Source organism: Burkholderia sp. HAN2018 (genome assembly GCF_024704855.1).
GTDB lineage: Bacteria > Pseudomonadota > Gammaproteobacteria > Burkholderiales > Burkholderiaceae > Burkholderia > Burkholderia cepacia.
The window spans coordinates 18,921-37,916 of record NZ_QOBB01000050.1; the positions used below are offsets into that span (position 1 = coordinate 18,921).

At 68.6% G+C, this 18,996-nt stretch carries 16 protein-coding genes; 3 read left to right on the forward strand and 13 right to left on the reverse strand.

The features are described 5' to 3' along the window. Positions 1-220 precede the first annotated feature (220 nt). Positions 221-1,807, forward strand: coding sequence for a methyl-accepting chemotaxis protein (locus DPV74_RS15515; RefSeq protein WP_119337511.1), 1,587 nt, complete (start codon positions 221-223; stop codon positions 1,805-1,807). A 227-nt stretch (positions 1,808-2,034) separates the two neighbouring features. Here the strand turns inward: DPV74_RS15515 and DPV74_RS15520 are convergent, their stop codons facing one another. The 8 genes from DPV74_RS15520 to DPV74_RS15555 are packed head-to-tail and all read right to left on the reverse strand — an operon-like array spanning position 2,035 to position 11,263. Continuing rightward, complete coding sequence (locus DPV74_RS15520) at positions 2,035-3,558, reverse strand: UxaA family hydrolase (protein WP_119337512.1); 1,524 nt, start codon at positions 3,556-3,558, stop codon at positions 2,035-2,037. Next, a complete protein-coding gene (locus DPV74_RS15525; RefSeq protein WP_059699557.1) occupies positions 3,555-4,715 on the reverse strand; it encodes a D-mannonate oxidoreductase in 1,161 nt (386 codons plus the stop codon). The genes DPV74_RS15520 and DPV74_RS15525 overlap by 4 nt, the downstream gene beginning before the upstream one ends. Before the next feature lie 31 nt (positions 4,716-4,746). After that, positions 4,747-5,757 carry a zinc-binding alcohol dehydrogenase family protein gene (locus DPV74_RS15530; protein ID WP_027792848.1) on the reverse strand — a complete coding sequence of 337 codons (1,011 nt, stop codon included), beginning with the start codon at positions 5,755-5,757 and terminating at the stop codon, positions 4,747-4,749. 22 nt (positions 5,758-5,779) lie between these two features. Further along, positions 5,780-6,655 carry an amidohydrolase gene (locus tag DPV74_RS15535; protein WP_119337513.1) on the reverse strand — a complete coding sequence of 292 codons (876 nt, stop codon included), beginning with the start codon at positions 6,653-6,655 and terminating at the stop codon, positions 5,780-5,782. Beyond that, on the reverse strand, positions 6,652-7,668 hold the full coding sequence (locus DPV74_RS15540) for an aldo/keto reductase (RefSeq protein ID WP_119337514.1): 1,017 nt from the start codon (positions 7,666-7,668) through the stop codon (positions 6,652-6,654). The genes DPV74_RS15535 and DPV74_RS15540 overlap by 4 nt, the downstream gene beginning before the upstream one ends. A 36-nt stretch (positions 7,669-7,704) precedes the next feature. Then, positions 7,705-8,652 carry an ABC transporter substrate-binding protein gene (locus DPV74_RS15545; RefSeq protein WP_119337515.1) on the reverse strand — a complete coding sequence of 316 codons (948 nt, stop codon included), beginning with the start codon at positions 8,650-8,652 and terminating at the stop codon, positions 7,705-7,707. A 42-nt stretch (positions 8,653-8,694) separates the two neighbouring features. Then, complete coding sequence (locus DPV74_RS15550; protein WP_027792852.1) at positions 8,695-9,726, reverse strand: ABC transporter permease; 1,032 nt, start codon at positions 9,724-9,726, stop codon at positions 8,695-8,697. After that, positions 9,719-11,263 (reverse strand): sugar ABC transporter ATP-binding protein, encoded by a 1,545-nt coding sequence (locus DPV74_RS15555; protein WP_119337516.1) that lies wholly within the window; start codon positions 11,261-11,263, stop codon positions 9,719-9,721. Before DPV74_RS15555 ends, DPV74_RS15550 begins: the two co-directional genes overlap by 8 nt. A 233-nt stretch (positions 11,264-11,496) precedes the next feature. On the opposite strand from DPV74_RS15555, the gene DPV74_RS15560 reads away from it, so the two are divergent. Continuing rightward, positions 11,497-12,198, forward strand: coding sequence for a FadR/GntR family transcriptional regulator (locus DPV74_RS15560; RefSeq protein ID WP_027792854.1), 702 nt, complete (start codon positions 11,497-11,499; stop codon positions 12,196-12,198). A gap of 356 nt (positions 12,199-12,554) precedes the next feature. Then, positions 12,555-14,660 carry a TonB-dependent siderophore receptor gene (locus DPV74_RS15565; RefSeq protein ID WP_119337519.1) on the forward strand — a complete coding sequence of 702 codons (2,106 nt, stop codon included), beginning with the start codon at positions 12,555-12,557 and terminating at the stop codon, positions 14,658-14,660. A gap of 63 nt (positions 14,661-14,723) precedes the next feature. Here DPV74_RS15565 and DPV74_RS15570 read toward each other — a convergent pair whose 3' ends face one another. From DPV74_RS15570 to DPV74_RS15590, 5 genes are all read right to left on the reverse strand, one after another. Continuing rightward, positions 14,724-15,977: an arsenic transporter gene (locus DPV74_RS15570; protein WP_119337517.1), complete on the reverse strand. Its 1,254-nt coding sequence runs from the start codon at positions 15,975-15,977 to the stop codon at positions 14,724-14,726. A gap of 37 nt (positions 15,978-16,014) precedes the next feature. Further along, positions 16,015-17,280, reverse strand: coding sequence for an MFS transporter (locus DPV74_RS15575; RefSeq protein WP_119337518.1), 1,266 nt, complete (start codon positions 17,278-17,280; stop codon positions 16,015-16,017). Between the two features lie 13 nt (positions 17,281-17,293). Continuing rightward, a complete protein-coding gene (locus tag DPV74_RS15580; RefSeq protein ID WP_059699573.1) occupies positions 17,294-17,839 on the reverse strand; it encodes a hypothetical protein in 546 nt (181 codons plus the stop codon). A gap of 40 nt (positions 17,840-17,879) precedes the next feature. Beyond that, positions 17,880-18,623: a hypothetical protein gene (locus tag DPV74_RS15585; protein WP_205571915.1), complete on the reverse strand. Its 744-nt coding sequence runs from the start codon at positions 18,621-18,623 to the stop codon at positions 17,880-17,882. A 168-nt stretch (positions 18,624-18,791) separates the two neighbouring features. Next, positions 18,792-18,996, reverse strand: a 205-nt coding sequence (locus tag DPV74_RS15590; RefSeq protein WP_276137329.1) for a helix-turn-helix domain-containing protein, incomplete at its 5' end; no start/stop codon positions are given.

Below are 18,996 nucleotides of genomic sequence, written 5' to 3' on the forward strand. Positions count from 1 at the left end.
AATGGGATCGCTGAACAAGGCGAACCTGATCCGTTTAACGGCACGGCGGGCGAAAACAGCGCCGTTCTCCGGCTCAGCGTGACGAATGCGGATCGCGGTCGGATTTATTTTGACGACAGGCAACCCGCAAACGATTGCCCCGCAGCGCCGGTCCTAAACCTTTCTTTCACCATTCCGTTAATCAGGAAATCTATTTGATAACCGCAACCGGATTCCTCCCATGAACGATCGACGATTAACCGTTCGCACGAAGCTGATCATGGCTTTCGGACTTCTTACGTGTACGGTCGTGCTCGTCTCCATCGTCGGCATCGTCTCGCTCGGCAACGCGAACGCGGCATTCGACGACTATGTCAACGGCACCAACGCCCGCGCGAACCTGGCCGACAAGATTCGCTTCGCGGTCGACCGGCGCGCGATCGCCGCCCGCAACCAGGTCCTCGCGGCCAGCCCGCGCGACGCGGACATCGAGAAGGAAGCGGCGCTGCAGGCCGACCACGAAGTCGGCGCGCTGATGGGCGAACTGACGAATGCGGTCCGCGAGGGCAGCGGCGTATCCGACAAGGCGCGCGAACTGGTTCGGCAAATCGGGGCGGTCGAGGCGCAGTACGGCCCCGTGGCGCGCGCCATCGTCGACGCGGCGGCGAACAACCGGCGCGATCAGGCGATCACGATGATCAACGAACAGTGCCGACCGCTGCTGGCCCAGCTCGTCGCGGCCACCGACACGTATGCGACGTACTCGCGCGCGCGGGCCGATCAACTGGTGAAGGAATCGGACGACCGTTATACCTCGCGACGCCTGATGCTGATCGCGATCTGCATCGCCGCCGCCGCCGCGGCCGCGCTCTCGGGCCTCGTCATCACCCGCGGCCTGCTGCGCTCGCTGGGCACGGAGCCCGCCGTGCTCAGCGATATCGCCGGCCATATCGCCGCCGGCAATCTCGGCGCCGAAGCCACGACCGGCGCCGCGCCGGCCGGCAGCGTACTGGCTTCGATGCGCGACATGCAGGCGAACCTGATCCGCCTGATCTCGGAAGTCCGTACCGCATCGGGCAACGTCGCGACCGGCGCCGGCGAAATCGCGTCCGGCAACCAGGACCTGTCGTCCCGCACCGAACAGCAGGCCGCGTCGTTGCAGGAAACCGCGTCGAGCATGGAGCAACTGACCTCCACCGTGCGCCTGAACGCCGACAACGCGCAACAGGCGAGCGGCCTGGCCAACAACGCATCGGAGGTCGCGCAGCGCGGCAGCTCGGCGGTCGGCCTGATGGTCGACACGATGACCGACATCAGCGCGAGCTCCGCCAAGATCGCCGAGATCACCGGGATCATCGAAGGGATCGCGTTCCAGACCAACATCCTCGCGCTCAACGCGGCCGTGGAGGCTGCCCGCGCCGGCGAACAGGGCCGCGGCTTCGCGGTGGTGGCAAGCGAAGTCAGAAGTCTTGCGCAGCGTTCGTCGAGCGCCGCGAAGGAAATTCGCGAGCTGATCTCGCAATCGGTCCGGAAAATCGAGGACGGCTCGCATATCGCGAACAACGCGGGCGATACGATGAGCGAGGTCACGCATGCGATCTCGCGCGTGACCGACATCATGGGCGAAATCGCCGCGGCGTCGAGCGAACAGAGTCGCGGCATCGAGCAGGTCAATCTCGCCATTACGCAAATGGACGAGGTCACCCAGCAGAATGCGGCGCTCGTCGAGCAGGCAGCCGCCGCCTCGAAGTCGCTCGAGGAACAAGGAAACCGGCTTGCCGAGGCCGTCTCGTTGTTCCGGCTCGACGCGCGCATGGCCGGCGCGTAGGTCGGCGCCCGCCGCCCTGCCGCCGGCTCACCTCGACACAGAGTTCGAGCGCCCGTGCGCGCGTCTCGGCGAGCAAGCGCAGCGCTTCGCCGAGCAAGCCCTTCTCCAGGTCGGAGAGATGATCGTCGCGGCCGATTTCGCCGATCGCCGGCTCGCTCATGCGGGTTTCCATCGCGGCTTCTCCTTCGCTGTCCGATTGCGCACGCGGTCGCATGTCGCCTTTCGCGTCACATGACCGCGCCGCGCAGCCACGGCACGAACTCGCGTTCGCCGATGCCGTTGTCCTCGCTGCGGGATCGTCGTCCGGAGGCAACGTCGAGCATCAGCCGGAACAGCCGCTCGCCCGCTTCGCCGACCGAGAGCGAACCGGCGACGATCCCGCCGCTGTCGAAATCCATGTCCGATTGCATCCGCTCGTACAGGCCGGTCGTCGTCGCGATCTTGATCGTCGGCACCGGCTTCGAGCCGAACACCGAACCGCGGCCCGTCGTGAAGCACACGAGATTCGCGCCGCCGGCGATCTGCCCGGTGGCCGACACCGGGTCGTAACCGGGCGTATCCATGAACACGAGCCCCGCTTGCCGCACCGGCTCCGCATAGTCGTAGACCGCGCGCAGCGGCGAGCGGCCGCCCTTCGACACCGCGCCGAGCGATTTCTCGAGAATCGTCGTGATGCCGCCGGCGAGGTTGCCGGGCGACGGGTTGTTGTTCATTTCGCCGCCGTTGTCGGCGACGTAACGCTCCCACCACTGCAACCTGCCGAGCAGACGCTCGGCCACGTCGCGCGACGCCGCTCGCGCGATCAGCAGATGCTCGGCGCCGTAGATCTCGGGCGTCTCGGACAGAATCGCGGTGCCGCCGTTGCGGACCAGCAGATCGACGGCCGCGCCGAGCGCCGGATTCGCGGTGATGCCCGAGTAACCGTCGGAGCCGCCGCATTGCAGGCCGACCGTCAGCCGCGAGGCCGGCACGGCGCTGCGACGCGCGCCGTCGGCCGCCTCCAGCAACTCGCGCACGATCGACACGCCTTTGGCCACGGTGTCGCGCACGCCGCCTTCGTCCTGGATCACCAGCGTGCGCACGGTACCAGGTGCCGCCGCGTCGAGCCGCTGCGCGAGCGCGCCGACCTGGTTGACCTCACAACCGAGGCCGACGAGCAGCACGCCGGCGAAATTCGGGTTGCGCGCATAACCGACGAGCGTGCGTCGCAGCAGTTCGATGCCGTCGCCGATCGCCGACATGCCGCAGCCGCTCTGATGGGTGATCGCGACGACGCCGTCGACATGGCCGAACGCGTCGAGCGCGCCGTGCCGGTATGCATCGGCGATCGCATGACAGACACTCGCCGAACAGTTGACGCTCGCGATCACGCCAACGTAGTTGCGCGTCCCCACGCTGCCGTCGGGACGCACGAATCCGTCGAAGGTATCGCGGCGATCGGCCGGAACGTCGTGCGTGTCGCCCGCCGGCCCGTCGTCGTGCGCATGCCGCTCAGGCATCCCGACGTTATGCACGTGCACGTGCTCGCCCGCGGCGATGTCCCGCAGCGCGACGCCGATCGGCTGCCCGCATTTGACGATCGCGTCGCCACGCGCGATCGGCGTGGTGGCGATCTTGTGGCCGGCCGGTATCGCGGCCGCCGGCCGCAGCGGTGCGCCGTGCACGTCGATCGGCACGTCCGGCGCCAGCGCATCGAGTGCGACGGCGACGTTGTCGTTGCCGTGAAGGATCACGATGGTCGGTTGCTTCACGATGGTCTTCTCCCTGTCGTTGCGGCCACCGGTTCGCAGCGGGCGACGAGTTGCCGCAACCGCGGTTGTTCGGCCGCCAGCGCCAGCGAATCGGCGAGCGCGAGCAGCGGCTCGATCCGCCGCGCGACCTTCTCGCGATGGTTGACCGCGATATCGGCGATGCGATGCGCGAGAAACGGATTGAGAAAGCGCTCGCGCACGCTGTCGACGTAGTGTTCGGCCGTTTCGCGCAAGCCCAGCGCCACGAATACCGGCGCGACTTCATCGCGCCACACGGCTTCGAGACCGTCGCGCAACCGCGCATCGTTCATCGCGTCCAGCACCGTTTCCGATGCGTCGCGCCCCGCCGCGAGCCACTGCTCCGCGAGCCAGCTGTGCCCGAGATTGAGGAAGAACAGCTTCAGGCGCTCGTGGCTGCGCAAATCGTCGGTGACGACGACCTGAGCATGCGTGCACGGCAGCGCCATGCCGGCACGCCGCTCGATCGCCCACAGCGCGTAGGGCTCCGCGATCGCGCCGACCGGATGGAGCGGCTCGGACACGATGCGGTCGACGAGCGAGTTGACCCACACGCAGCGGTTGCCCAGATAGTCGGCAAACGCGTCGGGCAGCCGCCACTGGCGCGCGAGGTCCAGCACGATGTCGCGCAGCGTGTCGCCGTTGTCCGTCACCAGTTCGCAAGGCAGGATGGAGACGCCGTCATCGGGCCGCACCTGCCAGCGCGCATGCAGCAGCGCGAGCAGCTTCGCCGGAAAGCCGTGCGGTGCGTGCTCCTGCTGGGCCAGCAGGTCCACGGTGTCGCGCGGATCGGCGCGATACCCTGCGTCGCCGGTGTTCGACACGATGACGCGTACGGTCTCGATCGCGGCACCGCGTATCTCCGCCCAGTCGTGCTCGGCGTCCCACGCGCGATGCACGGCGCGGCACTCGACGACTTCGTCGACCACGCCGCCGCGGTCGCGCCCGCGAATCCGCACCGGATAGCGACCGGTGGCGCGCAGCGCGTCGATGCGGGCGCGGCTGGCCGGATTGCCGGTCGTCTGCACGATGCCGATGCCGCCCATCGCGTTGCCGTCGTCCAGCGCCTGCGAGACGAACAAGTCGACGTGCGCGAGCAGGAAGCGGCTCGTGCCGAACTGGAGGATCGGCGGCGTCATCGCATGCGCTCCGCGTGCCGGATTCGATCGATCAGCATTCGACGAGCGCCTTCACGACGGTCTGCCCCGCATCGAGCAAACGCGGCAGCGCATCCGGCACCTCTTCGAGCCGCATCCGGTGCGTGTTCAGCGCGCGGTCCGGAATACGCCCCCCGCGCATCGCGTCGAGCACCGTCGCGAAATCCTCGGCCGTCGCATTGCGGCTCGCGAGCAGCGTGGCTTCCCGCTTGTGGAATTCGGGATCCGAAAAGGCGACGTGCCCGCGCACGATCGAGATCAACGTGTATTTGCCGCCATGCGCGACGAATTCGAAACCGCGATTCATCGCATCGAGGTTGCCTGTGGCGTCGAACACCGCATCGAAATACTCGCCGTTCGTCAACGCCGCGAGACGCGCCGCGTCATCCTCGCCCACCTCCACGGTCGCATCAACCGTCAGATGTTGCCGGCAAAACGCCAGTCGATCCGCCCGCGTGTCGAGGCATGTGACGTCGGCGCCACGCAGCTTCGCGAAGATCATCGCGGCCATACCGATCGGCCCGGCGCCGACGACCAGCGCGCGCTGCCCGGCGCGAACGTCCGCGCGCCGCACCGCATGCGCGCCGATCGCGAGGAATTCCAGCATCGCCGCCTGGTCGAGCGAAATGCCGTCGGCCTTGTGAACGAACTGCGCAGGCACGCTCAGGTATTCGGCGAGCGCGCCGTCGCGATGCACGCCGAGCACCTTGATGTTCACGCAGCAATTCGTGTTGCCGTGCCGACAGGCGATGCAGTGCCCGCACGACAGATACGGCATCACGTACACCGCGTCGCCGACGCCGAGCCCCGACTCGGGTTCCGCCTCGACGACGACCGCCGAAAGCTCATGGCCCATCACGCGCGGATAGTCGAGGTACGGCTGGTTGCCGGTGAAGATATGCAGGTCGGTGCCGCAAATGCCGACCCGTTGCACGCGCAACAGTACTTCGCCGCTGCCGCGTACGGGCAGTTCGCGCTGCTGCACGCGCAGCACGCCGGGGGATTCGCAAATCACGCTGAGCATGTCGGGTTCCTTTCGTTCTGGTTCATTCGTCGTGGCGTGCGGTGTCGATCCGGTAGAAGCGGTGTGCGTTGCCGCCGAAGAGGCCGTCCAGCGCCGCGGCGCCGAGCAACCGCGCGCAATCGTCCTCGCACGCGGCCAGCCATTCGCCGTAGCCGCCGCACGCCGACGCCAGCCGCAGCACCGGCCAGTCGCTGCCCCACATCAGGCGCGTCGGCCCGAACAGCTCGGCCAGCGCGTGGACATACGGCCGCGTGCGCGCGCGCACGGCGTCGGGCCCAGCCGACGGCCCTGCTTCGGTCCAGAGGCCGGACAGCTTGCAATGAAGGTTCGGCAGGCGCGCAAGCCGGCCCATCGCCGACAGCCACGGCTGCCATTCGCCGCGCTCGATGAACGGCTTCGCGCCATGGTCGATCACGATCGGCAGATCCGGATGGCGTCGCGCGAATGCATGTAGCGCATCGAGATGACGCGGCATCACCAGTGCATCAAAACGCAGCCCGTGCTCGAGCATCGCGGCGACCGCGCGATCCAGCCGCGGATCGTCGATCCACGTGTCGTCGGGCAGATCCTGCAGCATCGGTCGCAAGCCGCGCGCCTTTGGCGCGGACGCAAACGCCGCGATCCGCGCCGGTGCGTCGTCGGCCTTCAGGTCGACCCAGCCGACCACCGCGCCGACGCTCGGCGTTTCGTCCGCGAGATCGAGCAGAAAGCGCGTGTCGGCTTCGCTCGGCAGCGATTGCACGAGGACGGTGGTGTCGATGCGCGCAGCGTCGAGCAGCGGCGCCAGATCGGCCGGGCCGAAATCCCGGTGAATCGCATCGAGTTCGGCCGGCGGCCAGCAGCCGGCCCGTGCGTCGATAAGCCAGTAGTGCTGATGGGCGTCGATGCGCATGGTCATGCGTGGGCTCCCGGAACCGGCGCGTGCGCCGCGATCAACCCTTCGTCGCGCAGCGCATCCCACAGTTCGGCCGGCGCGGGACGCTCGAACCAGTCGATGTTCTGCTTCAACTGCGCCACGCTGCGCGCGCCGACCACGCACGATACGACGGCTGGATGACCGAACGGAAACTGCAATGCCGCGGCGGGAAGCGGCACGTCGAAGCGGTTGCACAGCGCGCCGAGCCGCGTGGCCTTGTCGATCACGTCGGCGCTCGCGTCCGCATAGTTGAACTTGCCGTTGCCGGCGAGCAGGCCGGAATTGAACACGCCGCCGATCACGATCGCCGTCCCGTCACGGGCGCACGCGTCGAGCAGCGGTTCGAGCGCCGTCTGTTCGAGCAGCGTGTAGCGGCCGGCCAGCAGCACCGCATCGAGCGCCGCTTCGTTCAGCGCGTCGGCCGCGACTTCCCATTCGTTCACGCCGAGACCGAACGCGCCGATCTCGCCCCTGGCGCGCAGCGCCTCCAGCGCGCGAAACCCGCCGCCGCGCGTCAACTGTTCCCAGTAGTGCGCGTGACGATCGCCGTGCGTCATCGCGCCGATGTCGTGCACGTACAGCATGTCGATCCGCGCGAGCCCGAGCCGTTGCCGGCTGTCGTCATGCGAGCGCATGATGCCGTCGTAGCTGTAGTCGTAGACGGGCCGGAACGGCAGCGGCTCGGCCCAGCCGTCGTCGCCCGGCCGCACGCTCGCGTCGGCGCGCATCAGCCGCCCGACCTTCGTGCTGAGCGTGAACGCGCTGCGCTCGCGCGGAGCGAGCCCCGCCCCCACGCGCCGCTCGGACAGCGTGTAGCCGTAATACGGCGCGGTGTCGAAGTAGCGCAGGCCGGCAGCCCACGCGGCGTCGACCAGCGCGGCGGCGTCGGCCGCCGACATCGGCCGATAAAGGCCGCCGAGCTGCGAGCAGCCGAGGCCGAGCGCGGACACCGTCAGCCCACTGCGCGGCAAGGTGCGCGTATCGTTTGCGTTCATGCGTGGTGACTCGATGCGTGCAAGCGGGACGGGCGATCAGTACAGGACATTCTTCGCTGCCTGCGAATCGAGGTTCTGCTTGTCAACCATCACGACGCCGGTATCGATCAGCTTCGGCGCGGGCTTGCGCTCGATCACGTCGAGCGCCGTGCGCACGCCCTGGTTCCCCATCTGCCACGAGCCCTGCACGGCGATCGCCTGCACGGTGCCGTCGCGCACGAAGCCCTGCAGGTCCTCGTTGCCGTCGAACCCGATCGCCACCACCTTGCCCGCCTTGCCCGACTGCTTCAGCGCACGGCCCATGCCGACCGCGGTCGGCTCGTTCGCGCCGAAGATGCCCTTCAGGTCCGGGTTCGCCGACAGCACGTCGGTCGTCTGGTTCAGCGCGGTCGCCATTTGCGATTGCGAGTAGTACGGGCCGACGACCTGCAACTTCGAATGGCTCTCGATGTACTTGCGGAACCCGCCGACGCGGCTGACCTCGGAGCCCGCGCCCGGTACGTACGACATGATCGCGATCTTGCCCGACTGCCCGACGCGGTCGATCAGCGCCTTCGCGCACAGCGCGCCCGCCTTCTCGTTGTCGGTCGACAGGAATGCCTGGTAGTACGGCTTGCCCGCGTCCGCGATCTCCGAGTCGATCAGCACGACGGGAATGTGCGCTTCCCACGCCTTCTTGATCGCGGGCACGAGCGCATCGGGATCGGACGGCGCGAGCACGATGCCCGCCACATGACGCGTAACCGCGTTGTCGACCATGTTGACCTGCCCGCTGATGTCGGACTCGGCCGCCGGGCCCTGGAACGTCATCGTGTAACCCTTGGCGCCGCCGAGCGCCGCCTTCGCGCCCTTCTGCACGTTCTGCCAGTAGTTCGAATTGACCGTCTTGGCGATCACGGCGATCTCGCCGCCCGCCGCATACGCGCCGCTGCTGCACACCGCGAACACGCACGCCGATGCCGCCAGCAGGATGGATTTGTTCATGTCTCGCTCCGCTTCTCGTTGGTAGGGACTGCTTGCTGCCGGTCAGGGCCGGCGATTGCGCAACTGGTCGATCCACACCGTGCCGAGGATCACGACGCCGATGATGATCTGCTGGATGAAGCTCGACACGCCGTTCATGTTCAGGCCGTTGCGCAGCACGCCGATCACGAACGCGCCGATCGCCGTGCCGGAGATCGTGCCGACGCCGCCCATCAGCGACGTGCCGCCGATGACCGAACTGGCGATCGCGTCGAGCTCGTACATCACGCCTTCGTTCGGCTGCCCGGTGACGAGCCGCGACATCAGCACGCAACCGGTCACGCCCGCGAGCGCGCCGGACAGCACGTAGGTGAACAGCTTCACGCCCTGCACGTTCACGCCCGACAGCCGGGCGGCTTCCGCGTTCGACCCGACCGCGTAGATATGGCGGCCGAGCGACGTTCTCGACAGCAGCACGGACACCACGACGAACAGCACGACCATGATCACGACCGGATACGGAATGCCGGGAAAGGTCGTGTCGGGGAACCCGTCCGCGCCGATGCGCGAGATCCGCAGCAGCGCGCCGTTGCCGAGCGCGCCGAACGCATCGCCGAGATCCGATACCGGCCGCGCGCCGGTGATCTGCAGCGCGATGCCGCGCGCGACGAGCATCATGCCGAGCGTCGCGATGAACGGCGGCAGGCCCATCTGCGTCACGCAGATGCCGTTGACGAGCCCGCACAGCGCGCCGACCAGGATGCCGGCCGCCATCGCCGCGGGCACCGGCGCGCCGGCCTTGACCAGCAGCGCCGCGCACACGCCGGACAGCGCGAGCACCGAGCCGACCGACAGGTCGATGCCGCCCGTGATGATCACGCAGGTGGCGGCCACGCCCAGATAGGCGATCGACGTGACCTGCAGGCCGACCGTCATCAGGTTGTCGACCGAGAAGAACGCCGCGCTCGAGATCGAGAACGCGAACACGAGCACGACGAGACTGCCCAGCGCCGCGAACTTCTGGATCAGGTCGCGCCGCCGCTGTCGCGCCGCCCGTTCGTCGGCCTGGCTTCGATCGGATGTCATTTCAAGCATGGGAACGCCCCGACGCGTAGTGCATGATCTCCTCCTGACTGGTGTGTTTCGTATCGAGAAATGCGGTCAATCGACCTTCGTGAAAAACGGCGATCCGGTCGGTCATGCCGAGCAGTTCTGGCAGTTCCGAACTGATCAGCACCACGCCGACGCCGTCGGCGGCGAGCCGGTCCATCAGCCCGTAGATCGCGAATTTCGCGCCGACGTCGATGCCGCGCGTCGGCTCGTCGAAGAACAGGATCTTCGAGCCGCGGTACAGCCATTTGCCGATGACGACCTTCTGCTGGTTGCCGCCGGACAGGTTTCGGACGCGCTGGTGCACGGACGGCGTGCGAATCGCGAGGTCCTGCACGTAGCGGCGCGCGACGTCGAGTTCGTCGTCGAAGCGCAGGAATCCGAAGCGTGACGTGATGCCGCGCACGTTCGCGAGCGTGAGGTTCGCCGCGACGGGCATCGGCAGCGCGAGACCCTCCTTCTTGCGGTCCTCCGACAGATACGCGATGCCGTGCCGGATCGCCTCGCGCGGCGAGCGGATCGTCACGGGCCGGCCGTGCAGCCCGATCGTGCCGCCGTCGGGGCGATCCGCGCCGAAGATCGCGCGGGCGATCTCGGTGCGCCCGGCGCCCATCAAGCCCGCGAAACCGAGGATCTCGCCGCGGCGCAGCGCGAACGACACCGGCCCGAACACGCCGTCGCGGCGCAGGTCCCGCACGTCGAGCAGCACCTCGTCGGTCGGCACCGATTGCCGCGACGGATAGGCGTCGTCGAGCGTGCGTCCGACCATGCGCGCGACGATGTCGTCGATGCTCACGTCGGCGAAAGCGTCCGTCGAGATGTGGCGCCCGTCGCGCAGCACCGTCACGCGATCGACGATCTGCGCCATTTCGTCGAGCCGGTGCGAGATATACAGAATCGCCACGCCGTCGGCGCGCAGTTCCTCGATGAGGCGAAACAGCTGCACCGTTTCCGTTTCGGTCAGCGACGACGTGGGTTCGTCCATGATCAGCACACGCGCATCGTGCGACAGCGCCTTCGCGATCTCGACCATCTGCTGCTGCGCGATGGACAGCACGCCGACCTTCGTCGTCGGCGCGACGTTCAGGCCGATGCGCGCGATGCAGCGCGCCGCCTCCGCGTTCATGCGTTTCGTATCGACGAACGGCCCGCGCCGCGGCTCGCGCGCGAGGAACAGGTTCTCCGCCACGCTCAGGTGCGGGACGAGATTGAGCTCCTGATGAATGATCGAGATGCCGGCCGCCTGCGCTTCGGAGGCCGAATGAAACCGCACCGGCGCGCCGCGATAGTGAACGACACCGTCGTCGGGCAGGTACTGGCCGCTGATGATCTTCATCAGCGTCGATTTGCCCGCGCCGTTCTCGCCGCACACCGCATGCACCTCGCCGCGGCGCAGGTCGAGGCGAATCCCGTCGAGCGCGAGGACGCCGGGGAAGCGCTTGCGAATCCCGTCCAGGCGCAGGATCTCCCGGTCCGGTTCGTCCTGCGCGGCCTGACCGGGCAGATTGCGAGGCATTGCCATTGCGTCTCCTGGGGATGGATCGACCTCGACACTAACCGGTCAGTCCAATTTGGATGAATTACAGCAATCAAAGCCATTTTGGTCAAGCCAATTTAATTATTCACATCTGATCTTACCAATAGTGAAAACCCGGACATCCGGATGAACGCGCCGCTACACGGGGCGATGCGTCCGGCGTGATAGACTCCGCGACACGCGCTTGCGCCCGAAGCGCATTGATCCCTATCACTCGGATGAAATCGACAGAACCCAAGCGGCTTTACCAATCGGTCGCGGCCCAGATCGTCGCGTTGATTCGCCAGGGCGAATTCGCGATCGGCGAGCGGCTGCCGCCCGAGCGCGAGCTAGCGCTGACGCTCGGCGTGTCGCGGCCGTCGCTTCGGGAGGCGCTGATCGCGCTGGAAATCGGCGGGCAGATCGAAATCCGGATGGGCTCCGGCGTCTATGTGCGCGATACGGCCGCCGACGCTGTCGGCCCGATGGCCACGCTCGGCGACAGTCCGTCGGAATTGATGCAGGCTCGCGCGGCCGTCGAAGGCAGCGTCGCCGCGCTGGCCGCAGCGCGGATGACGGCCGCCATGCTCGAGCGGCTGCGCCGCACCGTTCAGCGCATGAAGCGGCTCGCGGAGGCCGGCAAATCCCCGGTCGAAGCCGACCGGCAGTTCCACATGCTGATCGCGGAAGCCGCCGGCAACTCGGTGCTCACCCGCTTCGTCGGCGAGTTGTTCGACAGCCGCCACGACCCGATCGCGGCCGCGATGCGCGGCCATGCGGAGAATCCGCAGACGTGGACCGCCGCGGTGCGCGAGCACGAGGACGTGCTGCTCGCGTTGCAGGCCGGCGATCCGATCGCCGCGCAGACGGCCATTCGCGCGCATCTTCGCGCGTCGGAAGCGCGGTGGATCGAGGGTGGGCTGAAAGCCGATCCGGATTGAGCTGAACACGCACGGGCGCCGGCGCGCGTCGGCGAGCGCGGTGTCGTGCATCGCGTGGCGCCGTGCCCCCTGCAATTTCACTCATATTTCTCGCGCAGGCGTGACGAAAGCGCTATCCGGCCGTCACCACGCCATGGTTTGTTTTCCCCGCCGTTCGGCATTTCAGGAAATCCACCCATCCCCTCGCTCGCATCCGTGCGCCCCACCGTTTCGCTCCCCGTACCAATCCTCAAAATTACGATTGCAAATGCCTCTCATTTGCATTAAATTGCCGCGCAAATGTACTGTTTGGAACACCGATGTCGGCGCAAGGCCGCCCGCCGTGCCCGAACGCGAACGACACGAAAGGGAGAGGTATGAGCAGGAGGAACTGGGCGGCCGCACCGATGGCCATCGTCGTCGGCGCGGCCGGCGTGGGCACGGCCGACGCGCAGGAGGCGACGCTGCCCACCATCGAGATCTCGGGGCAGCGCGCGAGCGCACCGTTTCGCACGCGTGACTCGACGAGCGCGACGCGCGGCGACGCGGACGTGATGGAGATCCCGTTCGCGGTCAGCAGCGTCGATGCGAAACTCGTGCGCACGGTCGCGGCGACGCGCGGCGAGGACCTGTACGACTGGGTCGCGGGCGTCGCGCGGCAGAACAACTTCGGCGGTCTTTGGGACAACTACGCAGTGCGCGGCTTCGCCGGCGACGGCAACACGTCCGGCACCGACTACCTCGTCAACGGCTTTTCGTGGAATCGCGGGATCAGCGTGCCGCGCGACACCGCCAACCTCGAGCGCATGGAAGTGCTCAAGGGGCCCGCGTCGGCGCTGTACGGGCGCGGCGATCCGGGCGGGCTCATCAGCTACACGACGAAGCAGCCGCAGTTCGCGCGCGCGAACACCATCGGCGTGTCGGCCGGCAGCTACGGCGCATTGCGCGAGACGCTCGATTCGACCGGCCCCGTGACGAAGTCGCTCGCATACCGCTTCGTTGCGATGAACGAGAACAACGGCAGCTTCCGCGATACGGTGTCGAGCAAACGCTACCTGTTCGCACCGTCGTTCACGTGGGACATCGGCGCCGACACGACGCTTCATTACGAATTCGAGAGTGCGCGCCAGCGCGCGCCGCTCGATCGCGGCGTGGTCGCGGTGGGCGGGCAGCTCGGTGCGATTCCCGCATCGCGCTTCCTCGGCGAGCCGCGCGACGGCGACTACGACGTGCGCAACACGGGCCATCAGTTCACGCTCGAGCATCGCGTCGATGCGAACTGGTCGGTCAACGCCGGGTTCGCGCAGCGCACCACCGACCTGTCCGGCCGCTCGTCCGAGGCATTCGCGCTGCAGCCGGACGGCCGCACGCTGTGGCGCCGCTACCGGCAAGTCGCGTTTCATTCGAACGACCTGCAGGGCCGCATCGAAACGGCCGGCAAGTTCCGCACCGGCGGCATCGGCCACACGCTCGTGCTGGGCGTCGATGCATACCGCTTCAACTACGACCAGTTCGTCGCGCGCTCGACGCCCACGGCCGCCGCGCCGTATGCGATCGACATCTTCGATCCCGTCTACGGCCAGCCGGCGCCCACGCCGCGCACCGCGACCAACCTGCTCGAGCGCGACGACGGCCAGGGGCTCTACGCGCAGGACACGCTCGCGTTCGGCCCGCACTGGAAAATCCTCGCCGGGCTGCGCTGGGATCGCTTCCACCAGTCGGTCGAGAACCGCCTGAAAGGCACGACGAGCAGCCAGGTGCAGACCGCGTTGAGCCCGCGCATCGGCATCGTGTACGAGATGAGCCCCGCCCTGTCGCTCTATGCGAACACCGCGTATTCGTTCCGGCCGAACAACGGCGCCGACGTCGACGGCCGCGCGTTCGATCCGGAGAAGGGGCACGGCTACGAAGCCGGCGCGAAATGGGCCGGCGCGCGCTGGCTCGCGACCGTCGCGGCGTTCTACGTCAACAAGCGCAACGTGCTGACCGCCGATCCGGCGAACGCCGGCTTCTCGCGCGCGGCCGGTGAGGTGCGCAGCCGCGGCGTCGAATTCGAATGGAACGGCGATCTCGGCCACGGCGTGCGCGGCCTCGTCAACCTTGCGTATGTCGACGCCGAAGTCACGCACGACGCGGTGTTGACACCCGGCGCACGCCTCGTCGACATTCCGCGCCTGAGCGGCAGCGCGCTGCTCCTGTACGAAACCGCGGTACCGTTCGCGGACAAGGCCGGTGCCGGCGCCGGCCTGATCTACGTCGGGCGCCGGGCCGGCAACACCGCGAACACGCAGGACGGGTTCGAGCTGCCGGCCTATGCGACCGTGCAGCTGAACGGCTATGTGCAGGTCAACAAGCACCTGCGTGCGTCGGTCGTGCTGAACAACCTGTTCAACCGCACCACCTACGTCAGCTCCTACAACAGCTTGTGGGTCACGCCGGGCGCGCCGCGCAGCCTGTTCGCGTCGCTCGCCTATACGTTCTAGCGGGGGTTGGCGGGCCGGCGCTGTGCTTCATGCGCTTCATGCGCGTCATTCGACTCATGCGCTTCACGCGCCGAGCGCGAGCCGCGCCGCCAGCGCGAGCAGCAAGGCCGGCAACATCACGCACGCGCCGACCGCGAGGAACGCGCCGAACCCGACCCGCAACCCTTCACGCCGGATGGCCGCGAGCCACAGAATCGTCGCGAGCGATCCGGTGACGGACAGGTTCGGCCCCAGGTCGACGCCGATCAGGATCGCGTCGATCACCGTTTGCGGGCTGCGTGCGGCGTCGACCGTCGAGCTCGCGATGAGCCCGGCAGGCAGGTTGTTGACCAGGTTCGACGCCAGCGCGATCGCAACGCCCGCCGCGGCCGCGGCGGTCTGCTCGCCGCTTGCCGTCAGCGCGCGCAGCAGCCCGGCGAGCGCACGCACCGCACCGCTCCGGTCGAGCGCCTCGACGAGTACGAACAGTCCCGCGACGAGCGGCAACACGCTCCATGAAATCGCGCGAACGATCGGCATGCATGCGGTGCGATCCTTGACCAGCACGCATGCGACGGTGACGATACCCGCGGCCGCGGTCGGCAACCCGAGCGGAAGATCGAGTGCCGACACCGTCATCAGCGCGGCGGCCGTGATCGCGATGCCGGCCAGCGCGATGCGCCCGCCGCCGGTGAGCGGCCGGGTCGGCAAACCGGATTCGCAACGGCCGCCGAGCGCGTGCCGCTGGGTCATCCGAAGCATCAGGAACGTGCATGCGATCGATGCGACGGACGGGATCGCGAAGTGGGCCAGCCATACGCCGAGCGACGGCATGCGCGCGCCGTACAGCACGAGATTCGCGGGGTTCGAGATCGGCAGCACGAAACTCGCCGCGTTCGCGACGAACGCGCAGATGTACAGCAGCGGCAGCGGATCGGCCTTCGCCCGGCGCGCGGCCGCGATGACCGCGGGCGTCAGCACGACGGCGGTCGCATCGTTCGACAGGAAGACCGTCGTCACGGTGCCCACCAGGTAGACGAGCGCGAACAGGCGCCGGGGCGAACCCTGCGCGAGATTGACGACGCGCGTCGCGACCCAGTCGAACAGCCCTTCGCGCCGCGCGACCTCGGACAGCAGCATCATGCCGGTCAGGAACAGGTACACGTCGCCGCCCTTCGCGACGGCGTCGAGCGCCGGATGCACGGGCAACAGGCCGCACACGACCAGCAGCAACGCGCCGCTCACGGCCCAGGTCGCCTCGGGCCAGCCGAACGGGCGGGCGATGACGCCCGCCGTGGCGAGCGCGGAAATCAGCCATGCAAGTGAAACGGAATTCATGGGCAGGTCGGGAATCGCCTGTAGAGGGAAAGCACGTTCAGGACGACGCGGCCGGCAGGTCGGCCGGCTTGCCGCACACGCTACTCAGCGCTCGCGCATGGCCGAGCCAGAGCGCGAGCGCGCCCGTCGACACGGCGCCCAGCACGACGAATGCGACCGGATAACCGAAGTGCTGCGCGAGCACGCCGCCCAGCACGGGACTGAGCGCCGCGCCGATCCCCTGCGCGGTCGCGACGGCGCCCTGCCCGGCGTTCACGCGGCCGGAGCCGTGCAGCAGGCGCACGACGAGCGCCGGCACGACGACGCTTTGCAGGCCGGCACCGATGCCGTCGAGCACCTGCACCGGCCAGACGCCCGCCTCGCTCATCAGCACGGCGGCAAGCACGCCCCGCACCGGCAACACCAGGTAGGAAAGCAGCAGCACGCGCCAATAACCGTGCGCGCGAATCAGCCGGGGCGCGACCCAAGCGGCCGCGATCATCACGAGCTGCGCGATGACGATGGTTTGCGCGGTGAACATGCTCGCGTTGCTGCGATGCGTGGCGACCACGCCCATCCCGTAGAGCGGCAGCATCGCCGCGTTGCCGAGATGAAACAGCGCGAGCGACGCGCCGAGCAGGACCAGCGGCCGGTTCGAGGCGAGCGTGCGCCAGCCGCCGGCGGGCGGCGCCGACGCGCCCATGGGCGGATCATCGCGCACGGCATGCGTTCGCGGCTCGGCATGGTCCATGTCGAGGCCGCGTGCGCACGCGTGGTCGATGGCCCGTGCGGGAATCGCCAACGTACTCGCGATCGCGAGGAGCGTGAACACGGCGACGAGCGCGAACACCGCATCGAATCCCGCATGCCAGCCGAGCCATCCGGCGAGCGCCGCGCCGACCACGTTGCCCGCATGGTTCGCCATCTGGTTGCGGCCGAACTGCCGGTCGAAACCCTGCCGGCGCGCGATGCCGAGCGTCACGCCCGCGACGGCCGGCGCCAGCGCCGCGCCGCCGACGGCGGCCAGGATCTGCGACGCCGCCACCGCCGGATAACCGTCGGCGAACATCAGCGCCAGCGAGGCCAGCGCCGTCACGGCGGTGGCGGTGACGATCAGCGCGCGCTTCGCGCGCAGCGCATCGACGAGCGCGCCGGCCGGCGGCGTCGCGGCCATCGCGGCGAGCCCGGCCAGCGTCATGACCGAGCCGATCGCGTCGGCGCTCCAGCCGCGCGACAGCAGGATCACGCCGATGAACGGGCCGATGCCGGCCTGCACGTCGGCCAGGAAGAAATTGAGCGCCTCGAGCGCGCGCGCCGCTCTCATCGTCGACGGGCAGTCATTCGTCGTCCGCGTCGACGAGCTCGGCGATCTCGCTCACTTCGAGCACGGCGCCGTACCGCGTGACGACGCCTTGCCCCCACGCCATGACGTGGATACCGGCGCGCAGATAGTCGCTCAGCTCGGCGGCCGCATGCGGCGGCATCCGCAGCACGACACCGTTCGTCAGCAACGCGCCGTTCAGCTCGCCTTTCGGGCCGTGCAGCGCGAACGCGACTTCGCCGCTCATCTCCATCAGCTTGCGGCCGCCATGCGGCGGCTTCGGCGCACCGGGCACGGGCCCGTCGTCGACGATGTCGACGCCGTGGCGCCCGGTCAGCTGCACCGCCACGATCATCGCGGCGCCGCGCGACTTGACGCCGCGCACGCGGATGCGGTCGCCCACCTCGACATGGCGAACCAGTTCGCGACCCAGGTGCGGCGGCACATGAACCTGCAGGTCGCCGTTCAGGATCAGGCCGTCGATGTCCCCGTGCGGGTTGAGCAGGAACTGTGTGACGCGGCCGCGCGTTTCGGGCAGGCAGGCGGGATCGATCCAGTGCATGGCAGGACTCCTTGTGGGATGGCAGGAAGACGACGCGCGATCAGCGCACGACGTCGTCATAAAGATTCACGACGCGGCCCGGCGAGCCGAATGCGGTGGCTTGCAGCGCTTCGCCGTAGGCATTGCGCGTGCCGTATCCGACCGCGGCAACGCGCGCGCCGGGTACGAGCAGCGCGCCGAACTGCTGCGCGGCCGGCACCGTCAGCTTGACGATCGCGCCGCTGTCGAGCATCACGCCGTCCGGCTCGCCGCGTGGTGCGCGCATGACGCGCCGCACGACACCCGACACGCTGAGCCGGGCCAGATTGACGCCGCGCAGCGCGGGCGGCATCGGCGCGGCGGATGGCGGCGGCTGGTCGGACAGCGATGCGCCGCTGCGGTCGTTGCGCACGACGCGCGCGTGGATGTCGTCGCCGACGCGACGTTCGCCGGCCACCGTCACCCGGTCGCCCGGCCGCGCGAGCGCGATCAGCTGCGTGCCGAGATGCGGCGGCACGCCGACGAGCGTACCGTCAGTCAGCACGAAACCGTCGACCGCGCCTTCCGGGTTGATCGTCAGGCGCGAAAGCGTGCCGGACACGAGTGCGTCGGAGGCGACGGGCGACAGCGACGGAGGCGGAAGAGGAGCCGGTTCGAAACCGGCGCGCGGCGGCGCGCCGGGCGGTTCGTCCGCACGCGGCGGAGGTGGAATCTGCGCGGCGCAGGCTGTCGCCGCGGCGATCAGCGCGGCGGCACACAGTCCGACACAGCTGCGGCGAACGGCGACGCGTGGGGTCGACTTCATGACGGGCTCCGGCAACGGGTTGCGATGCCGTGATATCCGCAACATGCGTGCCAGCACGCACGTGCCCGCCGGGCGGCGTATCGAACCATGAACCGTGCACAACGTGTCGGGATTCCCGACACGTCTTACCCGCCGTTGTCGGGAATGCCGACAGGCGTCATGGCACCGCTAGTCGTCGCGCTCGATACCCAGATGGGCCATGCGCGCATAGAGCGACTGACGGCCGATGCCGAGCTGCCGTGCCGCCTCCGCGCGATTGCCGTTCGCGCGCTCGAGCGCGCGCAGGATCGCGGCACGCTCGACCGCCGCCAGCGCGTCGGGCAACGGCATGTCGAACAGCGGCGCGGGCAGCGCAAGCGCGTCGCCGCCGGGC